Source organism: Paenibacillus sp. FSL H3-0329 (assembly GCF_037963285.1).
Lineage (GTDB): Bacteria > Bacillota > Bacilli > Paenibacillales > Paenibacillaceae > Paenibacillus_AQ > Paenibacillus_AQ odorifer.
On record NZ_CP150150.1, the window covers coordinates 1689485 to 1705109 of the forward strand.

The 15625-nt window shown below is 42.5% G+C and carries 12 protein-coding genes; 10 read left to right on the plus strand and 2 right to left on the minus strand.

Features of this window, described 5'->3' with window-relative positions:
* Positions 1 to 26 precede the first annotated feature (26 nt).
* From NSQ66_RS07305 to NSQ66_RS07320, 4 genes are all read left to right on the plus strand, one after another.
* The gene (locus NSQ66_RS07305) at positions 27 to 899 is read left to right on the plus strand and encodes a YitT family protein (RefSeq protein ID WP_036675789.1); all 873 of its coding nucleotides are present in this window, start codon (positions 27 to 29) and stop codon (positions 897 to 899) included.
* A 168-nt stretch (positions 900 to 1067) separates the two neighbouring features.
* Entirely contained in the window at positions 1068 to 2156 is a 1089-nt protein-coding gene (locus NSQ66_RS07310) for a nucleotidyltransferase domain-containing protein (protein WP_249267681.1), read from the plus strand.
* A gap of 129 nt (positions 2157 to 2285) precedes the next feature.
* Positions 2286 to 2612, plus strand: coding sequence for a DUF6442 family protein (locus NSQ66_RS07315; protein WP_036675787.1), 327 nt, complete (start codon positions 2286 to 2288; stop codon positions 2610 to 2612).
* 1 nt (position 2613) lies between these two features.
* Positions 2614 to 2823 (plus strand): helix-turn-helix transcriptional regulator, encoded by a 210-nt coding sequence (locus NSQ66_RS07320; protein ID WP_036675786.1) that lies wholly within the window; start codon positions 2614 to 2616, stop codon positions 2821 to 2823.
* 102 nt (positions 2824 to 2925) lie between these two features.
* Here the strand turns inward: NSQ66_RS07320 and NSQ66_RS07325 are convergent, their stop codons facing one another.
* A complete protein-coding gene (locus tag NSQ66_RS07325) occupies positions 2926 to 5598 on the minus strand; it encodes a cation-translocating P-type ATPase (protein ID WP_038569401.1) in 2673 nt (890 codons plus the stop codon).
* 223 nt (positions 5599 to 5821) lie between these two features.
* Between NSQ66_RS07325 and NSQ66_RS07330 the strand changes: the two genes are divergently transcribed.
* The 3 genes from NSQ66_RS07330 to NSQ66_RS07340 all read left to right on the plus strand — a co-directional run bounded on the left by NSQ66_RS07330 (position 5822) and on the right by NSQ66_RS07340 (position 8427).
* Positions 5822 to 7003 carry a sensor histidine kinase gene (locus tag NSQ66_RS07330; protein ID WP_076141182.1) on the plus strand — a complete coding sequence of 394 codons (1182 nt, stop codon included), beginning with the start codon at positions 5822 to 5824 and terminating at the stop codon, positions 7001 to 7003.
* A gap of 5 nt (positions 7004 to 7008) precedes the next feature.
* Positions 7009 to 7677 carry a response regulator transcription factor gene (locus NSQ66_RS07335; protein WP_076098888.1) on the plus strand — a complete coding sequence of 223 codons (669 nt, stop codon included), beginning with the start codon at positions 7009 to 7011 and terminating at the stop codon, positions 7675 to 7677.
* Between the two features lie 231 nt (positions 7678 to 7908).
* Positions 7909 to 8427 carry a DUF6622 family protein gene (locus tag NSQ66_RS07340; protein ID WP_036675779.1) on the plus strand — a complete coding sequence of 173 codons (519 nt, stop codon included), beginning with the start codon at positions 7909 to 7911 and terminating at the stop codon, positions 8425 to 8427.
* Positions 8428 to 8487: 60 nt separating this feature from the next.
* Here NSQ66_RS07340 and NSQ66_RS07345 read toward each other — a convergent pair whose 3' ends face one another.
* Positions 8488 to 9894 (minus strand): MFS transporter, encoded by a 1407-nt coding sequence (locus NSQ66_RS07345; protein WP_036675777.1) that lies wholly within the window; start codon positions 9892 to 9894, stop codon positions 8488 to 8490.
* 111 nt (positions 9895 to 10005) lie between these two features.
* Here NSQ66_RS07345 and NSQ66_RS07350 point away from each other — a divergent pair, with 111 nt between their 5' ends.
* The 3 genes from NSQ66_RS07350 (at position 10006) to NSQ66_RS07360 (ending at position 15413) form a co-directional block, all read left to right on the plus strand.
* Positions 10006 to 10893 (plus strand): LysR family transcriptional regulator, encoded by an 888-nt coding sequence (locus NSQ66_RS07350; RefSeq protein WP_076141183.1) that lies wholly within the window; start codon positions 10006 to 10008, stop codon positions 10891 to 10893.
* Between the two features lie 405 nt (positions 10894 to 11298).
* Positions 11299 to 14688 carry an endo-1,4-beta-xylanase gene (locus tag NSQ66_RS07355; RefSeq protein WP_339279638.1) on the plus strand — a complete coding sequence of 1130 codons (3390 nt, stop codon included), beginning with the start codon at positions 11299 to 11301 and terminating at the stop codon, positions 14686 to 14688.
* A gap of 17 nt (positions 14689 to 14705) precedes the next feature.
* Complete coding sequence (locus NSQ66_RS07360) at positions 14706 to 15413, plus strand: S-layer homology domain-containing protein (protein WP_339279640.1); 708 nt, start codon at positions 14706 to 14708, stop codon at positions 15411 to 15413.
* Positions 15414 to 15625: the final 212 nt, after the last annotated feature.

The window sequence follows — 15625 nt, forward strand, 5'->3', positions numbered from 1 at the left end:
TAAGCAATGTGAAACGGAGAAATTCAATGATTGAAACGCGTAAACAGAAATCAAATAAACTCAAGATATTCTCAAAAGTATTCATGATTATTATTGGGGCGCTAATAGCTGCCTATGGTCTAGAATCCGTATTGATACCCAACAACGTCTCAGATGGAGGTGTCACAGGTCTAAGCATCGTTGGCTCTGAACTGTTTGGCTTACCGCTAGGGCTGCTAATTGGCATAATTAATATCCCTTTTGTGTGGCTAGGATATAAGCAAATTGGTAAAAGCTTTGCTCTTTATTCCGTTATCGGTATTGCTTCACTGGCTATTGGCACTAGTCTTATGCATCATGTACCGACGATTATAGAAGGTGATACCTTATTAATTACCGTTGTTGGCGGGATTATTATCGGTTTTGGTATGGGGTTAGCCTTACGTAATGGTGGAGCATTAGATGGGATAGATATGTTAGCTGTCTTACTTTCACGAAAATTACCTTTTGGGACCAGTGATTTAATCTTATTTCTAAACATGTTTGTCTTTATTGTTGTTTCAACAGTATTTGGCCTACAAGGGGCTATTCTATCAGCACTTGCTTATTTTATTGCTTCTAAGGTCATTCATATTATTGAAGAAGGTTTGAGTGGCTCTAAAACGTTTAAAATCATCACTATTCAACCGGAAATCATGGTCGAGACTATTCGTGACCGATTGGGTCGTGGAGCAACTTATACAGATGCTTATGGCGGCTACTCAAATGAACAATTCAAAGAAATCACTTGTGTCATTAACCGTCTGGAAGAAAGTAAAATAAAAGATATTATTCGTGAAATTGACCCGAATGCTTTTGTAGTAGTCTACGATGTTGCAGAAGTTAAGGGCGGCAGTTTTAAAAAGAAAAATATTCACTAATGACTATAAATCGCGTTGGAGAGAAGCTAATTATGCTCTTGCCAGCGCGTTTTTTTGTTTTCTTTGAAGGAGAGGAAAGGCTTGGTATAGATTTAATATAATTAAAGTTGGAATACCTACTCTAACAATATGCTTATACAATAGAATTAATAAGGTTGGAGAGGGGACATGGATATGGATGCTGTTCATAAAGAAAAGATCTTAATCAAAAATGAAAAGCTTATTAGCATGGTCATTGAACGGGCTAAGAGAGATTTTTCTGATGATATTGCAATTATAGGGCTTACAGGTTCTTTTAGTACTGGGGATTTTCATGAAAAAAGCGATCTTGATCTAATCATAATTAATAACACAGAGCAAGGCTGGGGAATATCTTCGTGTTTTATCTTGGATGATATTGGATACGATCTATATTGTACGCCATGGGAAACAAGGATAGAAGATCAAGCCAATCTCGAGAGTCCAATGATTTCATGTCTGGTGGATTTACAGGTGTTATACTGTGCAAAACCCGAATATTTGGAAAAGCTAAATTTATATAAACAGAGAGCACTCGATGCTCTGGCAATGCCTATAGGGAGAGAATGTATCAGTAGAGCGAAAAAGTGTATAGACATAGCAAAACAGGAATATGCGAATACGTTACTTTCTGAACATATAGGAGCAGTAAGGTATGCTTCAAGCGAAGTTTTATACAATTTGTTAAATGCGCTAACTCATTTGAACAATACTTATTTCAAACGGGGAATTAAGAGATATTTAGAGGAAATAGCTACGTACCGTTATGTTCCTGATGATTTTGAAAAGACATATATGGCTGTGATAGAGGCGAAGACTATCGATGAAATCAGAAGTGCAGCATATAAGGCCCTTAAAAACATCAATGATTTATATAATAAAATGTATAAGGATTTTGTAGTGCAGCCTGTCCCAAGTTATGATAATCTTGGCGGAACTTATGAGGAATTATGGTGCAACTACCGCAATAAGATTATAGCAAGTGTAGAATCGGGTGATAGATCGTATGCGTATCTTGCAGCAATGGGCATACAAGGTTTTCTTGATGAAATGACAGAATGGAAGGGAACTAAAAAGTTTGATATCATGCAGTATTTTGATTCTGACCATCTTCAAGTCTTTAAAAATGAGTTTCTGAAGGTCATGGATGAATATCTGGAGGAATACAACAAGGTAGGCAGGAAAGTCGAACGATACAATACTTTCGAGCAATTATATAACCAATATATGAAGGTATAGAAAATAGCCCACTACCAATCTTTGGATTGAAGTGGGCTATTTTTTATTTGACAAGAAAACTTGGCGTATTATAATAATGATGACAAGAAAACTTGTCATCATCTTTTCAATTTGAAAGGAGAAATTTTTATGAAAAAGGAAGAAATATTAGAAAAAAGCAGAAATGAAAAAGGAGACGAAGGAAAAGAATTTGTATTTGCTAAAGGCAGAAAAAGCGGATTCATTGGAATGTTGATTGTATTTTGCATTCTGAGTGTCTTCAGTTTATATAATCATAGTCAGGAAACAAATCTTGCATTAAAAGCCTTGATAGCCATGTTTTTTGGATATTTGAGCTGTGAAGGTCTTGGGATGTATTCTGTAACTAAGAAAAAGATGCATTTACTCAATTTCATTTTAGGATTAATTATAAGTGTTTCGTTTTTGTTTATTTACTTTTATGGGATGAGTGATTAGTATGAGTGAACCTTTGGTTTTAAAAAATAAACTGCGCGAAGCAAGAACGGAACAAAAATTATCGCAAGCACAATTGGCAGAAATGGTGGGTGTCTCAAGAAATACTATAAGCTCGATTGAAACCGGACAGTTTAACCCTACTGCAAAATTAGCTTTGATTTTATGTATTGCGTTGGATAAAAAATTCGAAGAATTATTTTATTTTGATTAAAATCAACAGAAGCTTTTCTGGGTTTAACTCTAGATGTCAGAAAAACAGCGATACTCCATCATTGGAGATCGCTGTTTTTTTTTTCAGTCGATTATAGCTTACTCAGGAATTTACAGGGTTCTGTTCAACAGATTTGGGTGTAAAAGCTCTTCGAACAACCTTCGTTAATTCCATTAGGATGAGGGAGCCGAGGGCTAAGCCTGCTGCAATCAGCCACTCTGACATTCCAAATGAAGCCGGAATCGAGAAGATTTCTCTAACTCCTGGCAGAACCGCAATGCCGTAAAAGGCAAAGCAGACCAGAACGGCTCCGATGACGTATTTGTTGCTGAAAAGGCCAGCTTCAATAGCAGTTTGACTGTTCGAACGGGCGGCAAAGGTCTGCAATGTACGAGACAAGATCAGGGTTGTGAATGCCATAGCTACGCCCATATCAGGCGAATCCTGAAGTCCGATATACAGGGATATGATAACAGCTATACCTATGAGTAGACCACGAGTGACAATGGCCTGCATCATTCCTCCTGCGAATATTCCTTCTTTGAGCTCTCTTGGTTTTCTGTTCATCACATTAGGTTCAGGTTTTTCCATCCCAAGAGCTATGGCGGGCAGAGAATCATTCGCCAGATTGATGAATAGAAGCTGAATCGCTGTGAAAGGATTAATCCAGTTGAAAATAAGGGCAAAGAGGATGGCGATAATTGCACCCAGGTTACCTGAGAACAAATAGGCGATCGCTTTTTTAATATTGTCAAATACCGTTCTGCCCACAGATACAGCATTGACAATGGATACAAAATTATCATCGGTCAAAATCATGGCAGCCGCATCTTTGGCAACATCGGTTCCACTGCCCATGGCAACTCCGATATCTGCTTGTTTCAAAGCAGGCGCGTCATTTACACCATCACCGGTCATGGCTGTTATTTTGCCTTTCCGCTGCCACGCGCGGACAATTCTGATCTTGTTCTCCGGAGAGACACGGGCGTAGACACCGATCTGTTCAAGTTTTTGATCAAGTTCCTCGTCAGACATGGCATCGAGTTCTTGGCCGGTTACGGCAATTTCATTCTCAGTCATCAGACCGATATCGCGGCCGATCGCTTGTGCGGTTGTCTTATGATCACCGGTAATCATGATGGTTCGGATTCCAGCCTTCTGAGACTCTGCGATCGCGCCGTAGACAGCTTCCCGAGGTGGATCAATCATAGCTGTCAAACCTACGAGCACTAGATTTTGTTCATCCTCCAATCCGACTTCAGTAACTGTATTTGGTACGGTTTTGTAGGCATAGGCAAGTACACGGAGTGCTCTGCTGGAGAACTCCTCATTGGCTTCGAAGAAGCGTTCAAGAACTTCTGGTGTCATCGGCACTTCTTTTCCACTTAACAGTACATGCGAGCATAGACCAAAGAGCACATCGGGTCCACCTTTAGTAATCATTGCTTTTTGTCCGTTAAAAGTATGCAAGGTCGTCATCAGCTTGCGATCCGAGTCAAAAGGTAGTTCGGCTTCGCGAGGGAAATTATCGCGTATTTCCTTATAATCTTTATTCTTGCTGTTGCTGAAGGCAATAAGTGCTACCTCTGTAGGATCACCCAGCTCTTTACCATCCTCATTAATGTTAGAGTCGTTGCAGAGCACGGCAATATGCAGGAGCCGCCGGGCTTCTTCAGACCATTCTTCAGGCGCTTGATTGAATTGATCACGGTCACCTTCTGGTAGAAAGTAATCTACAACAGTCATTTTATTCTGGGTGAGGGTACCGGTTTTATCTGTACAGATGACACTGGTTGACCCAAGGGCTTCGACAGCGGGTAGCTTACGAATAATCGCATGTTGCTTAGCCATCTTATTAGTACCTACGGATAGGACAATAGTTACTATTGAGGAAAGAGCTTCGGGAATCGCAGCAACCGCCACAGCGACTGCAAACATTAACGCATTCAGGATAGCTTCTGTTGTATCCACAGTCTCATTCGATAACCAAACACGTCCGGCCTGGATGGCAAAGATTACAATGGACAGGAGTATAATTGCTACCCCCAGCTGCTTGCTGAATGTTTCGAGCTTGCGCTGCAGCGGTGTTTGCTTGGCTTCGGCGCTTTCAATGAGTTCAGCAATTTTTCCGATTTCGGTAGTGAGTGCAGTTCCCGTTACTACTAGCGTTCCGCGGCCATATACAACTAGTGAACCGCTGAACGCCATATTACGCCGGTCTCCAAGCGGAGATTCTTTCGCGATGATATTTGTATGCTTTTCCACAGCTTCGGATTCTCCGGTTAGCATACCCTCATTTATTTTTAAGCTTTCCGATTCTATAATCCGGCCATCGGCGGGTACAAAATCGCCGGCTTCCAGCCAGACGATATCACCGCGTACAAGTTCCCTTGCCGGGACGGTTTTTAATTCTCCATCACGCAGCACTTTGGCCTCGGGTGCTGACATCTGCTGCAAGGCATCAAGTGAACTCTCCGCTTTACGGGTCTGGATGACACTTATAACTGCATTGAGAATCAACACGAGGAAAATAATAAGCGACTCCATAACTTGTCCCATAACAATCTGGACAATGGCGGCTATAAGCAGTACGACTACCATAGGGTCTTTGAAGTTTTCAAGAAAAAGCTTCCAAACAGGATCTTTTTTCTTTCCTTTTAATTCGTTAAAACCATAATCTTTTAGACGATTGTCGACTTCTGCCGAAGTAAGCCCGTTAGCTGAACTCTGAACATCCTGTAAACTGTCGGCTACATTGTTGCGGTAATATTCCACTAATGATAGCTCCTCTCTGCTGTGCTGTGTCTTTGTTCTTAAAAATTACGGTTCAAGCCGGGACAAGTTTCAAAATATCGAGCTGCATAAACTGTTTTTACATTATAAATGTGTCTTTTGAGCTTGAAATTGGACTGAGCATTGAGCTTGACGTATAGTATTAATACTGTCGAACCTTGTAATAAATTGAGTTCTGAACTAGATAGAAATTTGGAGGAACCTCGTGAAGTTTACATTCAAGGAAGAAAAAATATATGTAAATCTGGTTCGTTTCGTTGGGTCATTGCTCTTAGCAATTTCCTATTACAAAGATTATAGCGGTCAAGGATTCATTAACCTTCTAGGTGGTCTGATCGTGTTGTTGCTATATATGGTGTTGATTTGGGCAAAAAACGCTTGGTGGACTGAAGTGAAATATTATGCTGTTACTTTTATAATGATTTTGATTATATTAGTGCTTCATTATGTTTTTGGCTCACCGAATACAAGTTTACTATGGCCGCTTTATTTTATTATCCTATTTATGAATCGAGTTTATCCCCGTGTTTCTTTTATTGTTGGAATCACTACACTTACTGCTGTTTTTCTGATTTATTCATTGTCCTTAGGCAGTTTTTTAGGGCTGCTTTGTGTAATCCTCGTAGCGCGAAGTATAAAAATCAGAAGAGATGCTCACTACTTAACAACGCTCCACCTTGAAGAGTTAAATAAAACTCATAAAGAGCTGGAGACTACGCATAACGAACTTCAAGAAGCTATGGTTCATTCGGTACGTTATGCAGCTTTAGAAGAAAGAACCCGGCTTGCCAGCGAAATTCATGATGGACTGGGTCATCAATTGACTTCACTGATAGTACAATTGCAAGCCCTTCAGATTATGCAAGTAAATGATCCTAAAAGAGCAGCTGAGTCCACCAGCCAGTTAATTACTATTGCTCGTCAAGCTATGGCGGAAGTTCGAGTTGCGGTAAAGGAATGGTCAAATGACGAAATGGGTTTAGGGCTAGTTGCTTTAAAAGGCCTCGTAGCCCAAACTCAAAGCAGATCTTCTATACAGTTCAAACTTAATCAAAAATCGGAAGTCACAGAGTGGCCTATTGAAACAAGTATCGTGTTATATCGAGTTCTGCAGGAGTCATTAACCAATGTGCTTCGTCATTCAAATGCGACTATTGCCAGCATTGATATTGAAGAAGTAAACGATACGATTTACCTTACGGTCACAGACAATGGAGTAACTGCTAAAGAAGAACCTTTAAATTTAGGGTATGGTCTAAATGGCGTAACAAAGCGGTGTAAAGCATCGGGGGGCTACTGTTTTTTTTCGTCTATAGAACCTCATGGCTTTCGCCTGCAGGCAGTCGTTCCCGTTGCATGTAGACCTATTGTGGAAGAGAAGGAGTAGTTCACTTGGATAAAATAATTAGGATTGTACTTGCTGACGATCAGCCTTTCGTCCGGCAAGGATTAAGGTACATTATAGATTCACAACCTGATATGGAATGCGTAGGAGAAGCCTGTGATGGGGAGGAAGCTTACCTTGTTTCACTTGAAACTAAACCCGATATTGTGTTAATGGATATTCAAATGCCTAATTCCTCGGGGCTTGAAGCAACTCGCAAAGTTCTCCGTGTAAGTCCAGAAATTAAGATTGTACTTCTAACCACTTTTGATGTTCAAGCCTATGTTATTGAAGGGATACGTGCAGGCGCAGTAGGGTACTTGTTGAAGGATACGGATATGCAAGAAGTTCTTGCGGGAATACGCTGGGCGAATCAAGGTAATGCAATTTACAGGACACCTACTGCAAGTAAGGCGCTTATAGCAGCCATTTCGAGTGATGCTAAACTAAACAAAACAGAGCAAGCATCAGATGATTTTTCTGAATCTCTGACCGAACGTGAACTTGATGTACTCCAACAAATGGCATACGGGCGCAGGAACTCTGAAATTGCGGAAATTCTGAATATTTCACAGGGCACGGTTAAGACTCATATTCATCGTATTCTCCAAAAGCTTGAGGTCGAAGATCGTACACAAGCTGTTGTATTGGCTATACGGACAGGGATGGTAGAGTAACAGAGGGAGAAGTTGTTCTATAAAAAAAATAGCCATGTAGTTAGAAAGACCGGCCACAACCGGTCTTTTTTTGTTTTGTTTGTGGGGTCTGCTCAAACATTGTATATCTCTAGATAGAGGTATCGTTGCTTATAAATCAATCGCTGTGTAGATGTGTTAGTCCCTATGATTTTTTATTATTAGTAAGGCAACACAGTGGAACTGCAACGCTCTATACAAGGAGGAAATATAATGCACATTACAGTCACACAAGTAATTTCAAGCACACCATCATGGGTGTGGATATTATTCATTCTTTTGTTCATAATGGGGATTAAAAATTCTCAGGAACGGCCTGTTATTTTTTCACGGATGTTTATTGCCCCGCTTATTTTTATGGCATGGGGATTACGGACAATAACAACTACTTTTCCTCAATTAGGTCTAACGTTGACGAGTTATATGATCTTTATCATTCCAGGTTTCCTGATTGGCTATCTTTTAAATAAGAGGTACCAATCCTTTGTTAGAAAAGAATCAGTAGTGTTCAAAAAGAAAAGTTATCTTCCATTATTTATTGTCCTACTGAATTTTATTGTTAAATATATTCTGAATGTGATGTTGATTTTTTACCATAGCAGCGTATTTCATATCATTTATTCTTCAGCAAATGGGCTAACTGTTGGATTGTTTTTTGGAAGTATCGTATATACCTTTTATATGCAATGTAAGCTTAAAAACTCTATAAGTGGCAGAAGGGGGATCAATTGATCTCGTTAAAAGAACAAAATAAGACCTGTCTGATGACAGGTCTTATTTGTCTGTACTTTCCTATTTGTTAGCGCCCGAATTAGCCGACTCCTGCAATTGCCCTGATTCACGGTGCTTCCGACTCATGAATACCAAAGACAATGCAATTATCGTGAGGATAACCCCAAGGACTTGAAATCCCGCGAAGCTAAACTTACCTCCCATTATGATACCTATTAACAATGAAGAGAGAATGGTTCCCAGGTATCTCGATGTATTAAATAATCCGGAGGCTACACCGATGATTTCTTTTGGAGAACTTTGGAACAAGGCTGCTTGCAGGCCGACATTGTTCAATCCGTTGCTGATACCAAATGCAGCTAAAGCCACACATACACTGATCACCGGTGAAGTCTGATTTAAGGTCACAAGCCACACTGATCCCAATGTCATCAGGACCCCGGACACCAGCAATGCTGGCCGGGGTCCTGATCTATCGATCCAGCGTCCTGCTATTGGAGCAGTAACCAGCGAGCATAATCCCAGCGTTAGCATGAGAATCCCAGTTTGGAATTCACTGACATGACGTACCATTTGCAAGTAGGATGGAATCCCGAAAAAGAGTGAGTAAAAAAGTACATTAACGAGCATGAATTCAACATTAACCCAAGTCATTGCCGGATATTTGGCAAATGTACGTAAAGGAATAAAGGGTGACGCCGCTTTTAGCTCATGCCGGACGAATGCCCCCAGCAGAATGAGTCCTGTTAGCAAGGTAATGACATGTATTAATGAGATATGTCCGGATGATTTTGCTGAAAGCAATCCAAGGAGCACGCCAACCAGCCCCACAGTGAAGAGCAGGATTCCTGACGCATCAATCAAATCAAACCATTTGCGCAGGGACATTCCCCGGGTAATGGTTGTTGACGGTTCGTCCTTGGGGATATGCCTCCAAGATAATAGAAAGCTCGCCACCACGAATGGAATATTGACGAAAAAGATAGCTGGCCAGTCCCACCAGTGAATAATAACCCCGCCAATAAAGGGTCCAATTGCTGCCGCGCCGGATAGGAAGATGGATAAAACAGACAGTGCGGTCGCTTGTTTCTCCGTAATATGAATCCGCACAATGGCCATTCCAACGGCAACCATCATGCTAGTTCCAATGGCTTGCACAATACGGAACACGATGAGACAGCCAAAGTTTGGGGAGAGAGGAGCTAATAAACCTGCAATGAAGGATACGACAAGCCCGGTAAGAAATATTTTCCTCCGGCCGAATAAATCGCTGGCCTTTCCCATGACAGGTTGAGCGATGCTGCTTGCAATGTAAAAAGAAAAAATAATCCAGGAAACACCTGTATAGTCAAGCTGGAATACATTTTGCAGCCTTGGAATAGCCACAGACACCATCGAAGAATTTAAAGGGTTCAATAAAATCCCCAGACCTACTGAAATCATTAACCACCTGTTGCGAACACTCATTTTAAATCCCCCTAAAGCTTATTAATGTCATCGTACTTGAAATCGATTATTCATTCCAACGCATTTTATGTTATGATCTCATTGACTTGAGGGAATGAATGGAGGTGCGAAATGGAACTTCTGCAACTGCAATATTTTCTCGCGGTAGCTCGGTTGGAACATATGACTGAAGCTGCACGAAATCTACACGTTACTCAATCTTCACTAAGCAAAACGATTCAGCGTTTGGAGGAGGATCTGGGGGTACCTTTATTCGATCGGGTAGGAAGAAAGCTGCGACTGAATGAGTCCGGAAGCCGGTTCCTTCGCCGAGCTGAAAGGGCATTATTTGAATTGGAGCAGGGAAAACAGGAGCTTAGCGATTTATCCAGTCCTGAACATGGCACACTCGAATTAGCGGTGACGACCGCAAGCACATTACCCAATATCCTGCGAGAGTTTCGGAAAAAGCGGCCTGATATTCAATACCATGTGCAAATGTTGACCACGCAGGAAATGGTTACACTTCTTAATAGAGGAGAGGTTGATTATTGCTTATCCTCACCTCCAATAAAAGGGGATGACATCGAATGTCAAATCGTCTTTATCGATCCGATTCTTGTGGCTGTTCCAAAGGGGCATCGGCTGGCTAATCGAGGCAGCGTATCTTTGACAGAGCTAAGGGATGAATGGTTTGTTGGTGTAAAGAGTGGTTATGGTACTCGCGATTTAATAGACTCTGTATGCAAATCGGTTGGATTTGTGCCTAAATATGTGTATGAGGGGGATGAACCTGCAAGGCTTAGCACTCTTGTGGAAGCTGAAATTGGCTTAGCTTTCATACCAAGCACGGCACGGAATTCACGGGAAGATATCCAATACCTCCAAGTAGAGAATCACGAATTGGAAAGGGAGATAGCTTTATTGTGGCACAGGAGCCGGTACATTTCGCAGGCTGCTTTGGAATTTCGGGAGGTAGTTGTAGAATATTTTGGAGCGTTATCCAAACAGACAATTTAATTACGCCGCAGAACAAATAACAAACCAAGTCCCCGTTACCTTCCGTTACGTTCAACGGTCCGTAAGTGGGGTTTTCTTTTGGGTTAAATACGTAGAATCTTTAATCATACATACGTTTTCCTATAATTATGGGGGGTAACACCTTTAATATTAGCGTAGTAGTGCGTAGCAGCGAGGCTGTAAAATAGTGTGAGTACACATGAAAGCGTTTACATATAAGGAGGGGGTCTGTAAGTAAAAAGATTCATTTGTGATGATGTTCTACTGCTCTTCGGAATGATTGTGCCACTGTTGAAATTGAGGATTTAGCAGGTAAAGAAATTAGCGTGGGAATATAGGGCTGGTGCTAATAAGGTAGGTCATTAACTGATTTTTATGAAAATCACTAGAGGAGGAATGCATTAAATGAGTAGAATGCTTAAACAAGTAATCTCGATTTTACTCGCAGCTGCCTTGCTTATTCCGACAAGCTGGATCGCTCCGGTTACTGAAGCTGCGGTGCAGGATACGACAGTATCATCAGATACGGTAACGGTATATCACGAAACTTTTGCGAGTGGCAAGGGTATTGCAGCTCAAGCAGGCAGTGCTAGCCTTACACCTGTGACCGATAAAGTTTTTGCGGGCAATGCTGACGGTGCAGCTTTATATGTAAGCAACCGAGCGAATAACTGGGACGCGGCTGATTTTAAATTCAGCGATATGGGCCTAGAAAACGGCAAAACCTACACGGTAACTGCATCCGTGTATGTAGACGCTGATGTGATTGTACCTAGCGGTGCCCAAGCTTATCTTCAAGCGATAGGCAGCTACGCTCTTTTGGCAAATGTGAATTATGAAGCAGGCCAAGCGGTCACCTTGACGAAAGAATTTACCGTGGATACGGACAAAGATACAACGCTGCGTGTTCAATCCAACGATGACGGGAAAACGGTTCCGTTCTACATTGGGGATGTATTGGTCACAGAAAAGGTGGCTACAGTAGAGCCAACTCCAACACCAGAAACACCTAGAGACCCAGCTTTACCTTTTACCACTGTTACTTTTGAGGATCAAACGGCAGGTGGTTTTGAAGGCAGAGCAGGTACTGAAACGCTTACGGTTACTAATGAAGCGAATCATACAGATGGTGGTTCATACGCTTTGAAGGTTGAGGGCAGAACCAGTACATGGCATGGGCCGACATTACGTGTGGAGAAGTTTGTGGACAAAGGCTACGAATATAAAATTTCGTTATGGGTCAAGCTGATCCAGCCAGCAAGCTCGCAGCTTCAGCTGTCCACGCAGGTTGGCGATGGAAGCAGCGCCAATTATGTGCAGCTCGCACCTAAAACCATCAGCGCAAGCGATGGCTGGATTCAGTTCGAGGGAACTTACCGTTATAACAATGTAAGCAGTGAGTATTTGACCATTTATGTGGAAAGCTCCAGTAATAGCGCGGCCTCATTTTATATCGATGATATTAATTTTGAAAAGGTAGGCTCTGGCCCGGTTGATATCGAAAAAGATCTTGTGCCGATTAAGGATGCTTACCAGAGTGATTTTCTGATCGGAAATGCGATAACCGCTGAGGATCTGGAAGGTGTCAGACTTGAGCTTCTGAAAATGCATCACAATGTTGCTACGGCAGGTAATGCCATGAAGCCGGACGCGTTGCAGCCTACGAAGGGCAACTTCACGTTTACCGCGGCAGATACAATTGTAGATAAAGTACTGGCTGAGGGCATGCAGATGCATGGACATGTGTTGGTATGGCATCAACAATCGCCTGCATGGCTGAATACAACAACAGACGCAGCTAACAACACGATCCCCTTGGGACGGGATGAAGCTCTTATGAATTTGCAGACCCATATCCAAACCGTTATGGAGCATTTTGGTGACAAGGTGATCTCCTGGGATGTTGTAAATGAGGCGATGAGCGATAACCCATCCAACCCAACAGATTGGAAAACTGCGCTGCGTTCCGCCCCATGGAAAAGTGCTATTGGAGCAGATTACGTAGAGCAAGCCTTCCTGGCGGCAAGAGAAGTGCTGGACACGCATCCAGATTGGGATATTAAGCTCTATTACAACGATTATAACGAAGACAATCAGAATAAAGCGCAGGCCATCTACAGTATGGTCAAAGAAATCAATGATAGGTACGCGCTGACTCACCCTGGCAAATTGCTTATCGACGGGGTTGGCATGCAGGGGCACTACAGCATCAATACGAACCCAGAGAATGTGAAGCTATCCTTGGAAAAGTTCATTTCCTTGGGTGTCGAAGTAAGCATAACTGAGCTGGACATTCAGGCCGGAAGCAACTATCAGCTTTCTGAAAAGCTTGCTAATGCGCAGGGTTATCTGTATGCACAGTTGTTAAATATCTTCAGGGATCACGCTGATTCTATCAAACGTGTTACCTTCTGGGGAATGGATGATAACACAAGCTGGAGAGCTTCATCCAATCCGTTGTTATTCGATAAAAATCTGCAAGCTAAGCCGGCTTACTATGGCGTTATCGATCCTGATACCTTCATTGAAGAGCATGAGCCTGAATCAGTAGAAGCCAATCAATCTACTGCCAAATTCGCTGCACCTGTTATAGACGGAACAGTTGACGAGATCTGGAGCCAAACCGCTGAGATTCCGGTCAATCGGTATCAAACCGCTTGGCAAGGAGCGAGTGGAGTAGCAAAAGCACTCTGGGATGATCAATATTTATATGTCCTAGTCCAGGTGAGTGATACGCAGCTTGATAAGAGCAGCGTGAATGCACATGAACAGGATTCGGTTGAAATCTTCGTGGACCAAAATAATGGGAAAACGACGTTTTATCAAGATGATGATGGCCAGTACAGAGTCAATTTTGACAACGAGACTTCATTTAATCCTTCAAGTATCGCAGCCGGCTTCGAATCGGCAACCCAGATTTCCGGAACAAACTATACGGTTGAAGTGAAGATTCCACTTCAAGGGATCACTCCGGACAACGATAAAAAGCTTGGTTTCGATGTACAGATCAACGATGCTAAAGAGGGCTCACGTCAAAGTGTCGCGGCTTGGAACGATACGAGTGGAACTGGGTATATGGACACATCCGTTTATGGTGTGCTTACTTTAAAGGGGAAATCTGCCGGTCCGGAACCAACCCCAACGCCGACAACAGCACCGACACCGACACCAACGAGCCCAACCGATCCAACAGACCCAACTGACCCAACAGATCCAACGGATCCAACAAACCCAACGGAACCATCGGCAACCCCGACACCTGTTCAAACAGCGACGCCAGCGCCAACAAATGCACCAACGGGTAGCAGCACCGGTAATGTTGTATCAACTCCACAACCTGGAGCCATTACAAACAAAGATGGTATTGTTACGATTAAACTGGAGGTAAAGTCCGATAATGGGTATGTCATAGGTACGATCTCCAGCGACAACATGAAAAAAGCGCTTGAACTGGCTAGTGTAGCGGCAAACGGCAAGAAACAAATTATCATTGAAGTGCCAAAGCAAACGGACACGAAAGGGTATGATATACAATTACCGACCCAAAGTCTAATGGGGAAAGAAAACTATGAACTATTGCTTAAGACGGAAAAAACCACAATTCAAATTCCAAGCAATATGTTGTCCAATGTAACAGACAGTGCTGAACAAGTATCCATACGAATAAATAAAGTCACCACGGACAGCTTGGAAGCAGCTACCCGCAATATGATTGGCAACCATCCAATTATCGGTCTAAGCTTAGTAGCAGGTGCGTTAGGGTTATTCCTTGGAATAACCCTAACGCACCTGTAACGATAGCCATTCCTTACGTGCCGACAGCGGAGGAGCTTAACCATCCAGAGCTTATCGTCGTTTGGTACATCGATGGCAAAGGCAACGTAATGCCGGTTCCGAACGGTCGATATGATGCTGCAACCCAAACGGTTGTCTTTCAAACAACCCACTTCAGCACTTATGCAGTAACCTTCGTAAAGAAAGACTTCGGAGATCTGCAGAATCTGTCATGGGCTAAACAAGCTATAGGCGTTATGGCGGCTCGCGATATCATCAAAGGAACGTCGGTGAACAACTTTTCACCTGCAGATTCAATCAAACGAGCGGATTTCATTGCTCTCCTCGTAAGAGCGCTTGAACTGAAGGGAACGGGCAAAAGTGCAATAATGTTCAACGATGTCCAAAAGACGGACTATTATTATGATGAACTGGTCATCGCGAAGGAACTGGGAATTGCTACAGGTTTTAAAGATGATACGTTCAGACCCAATAGCAATATCTCCAGACAAGATATGATGGTGCTGACAGCACGCGCGCTGGCGGCAGCCGGCAAGCAAGTTAAGGCGAGCGGTACTGTAGCTGCTTATCTAGATGAAGCAAGTATATCCAGCTACGCAAAAGACAGCGCATCATTGTTGATCAAATCCGGAGTCGTAAACGGAAAGAATAATAGAATTGCGCCGAACGATACGCTTACCCGTGCTGAAGCGGCAGTCATCCTGTACCGTATCTGGAAGCTGTAGTCCCGGCAGCAGAGAAAAAAACTCTGAATTAGCTCATGTTCATTTTTAATCTGAAGAGCGGAAATACGTGTATAACCATCCCTTGCGTTCTTCTGTTTTAAGCATCGCTGCTCACCTCCCTGCGGAGAGGAGCAGCGATTTTTTTGTGTATGTTCCGTTAAATCGGAGCTAAAACGGAAAAAAATGTCACGAAACAGACCGCTCAAGTGTTA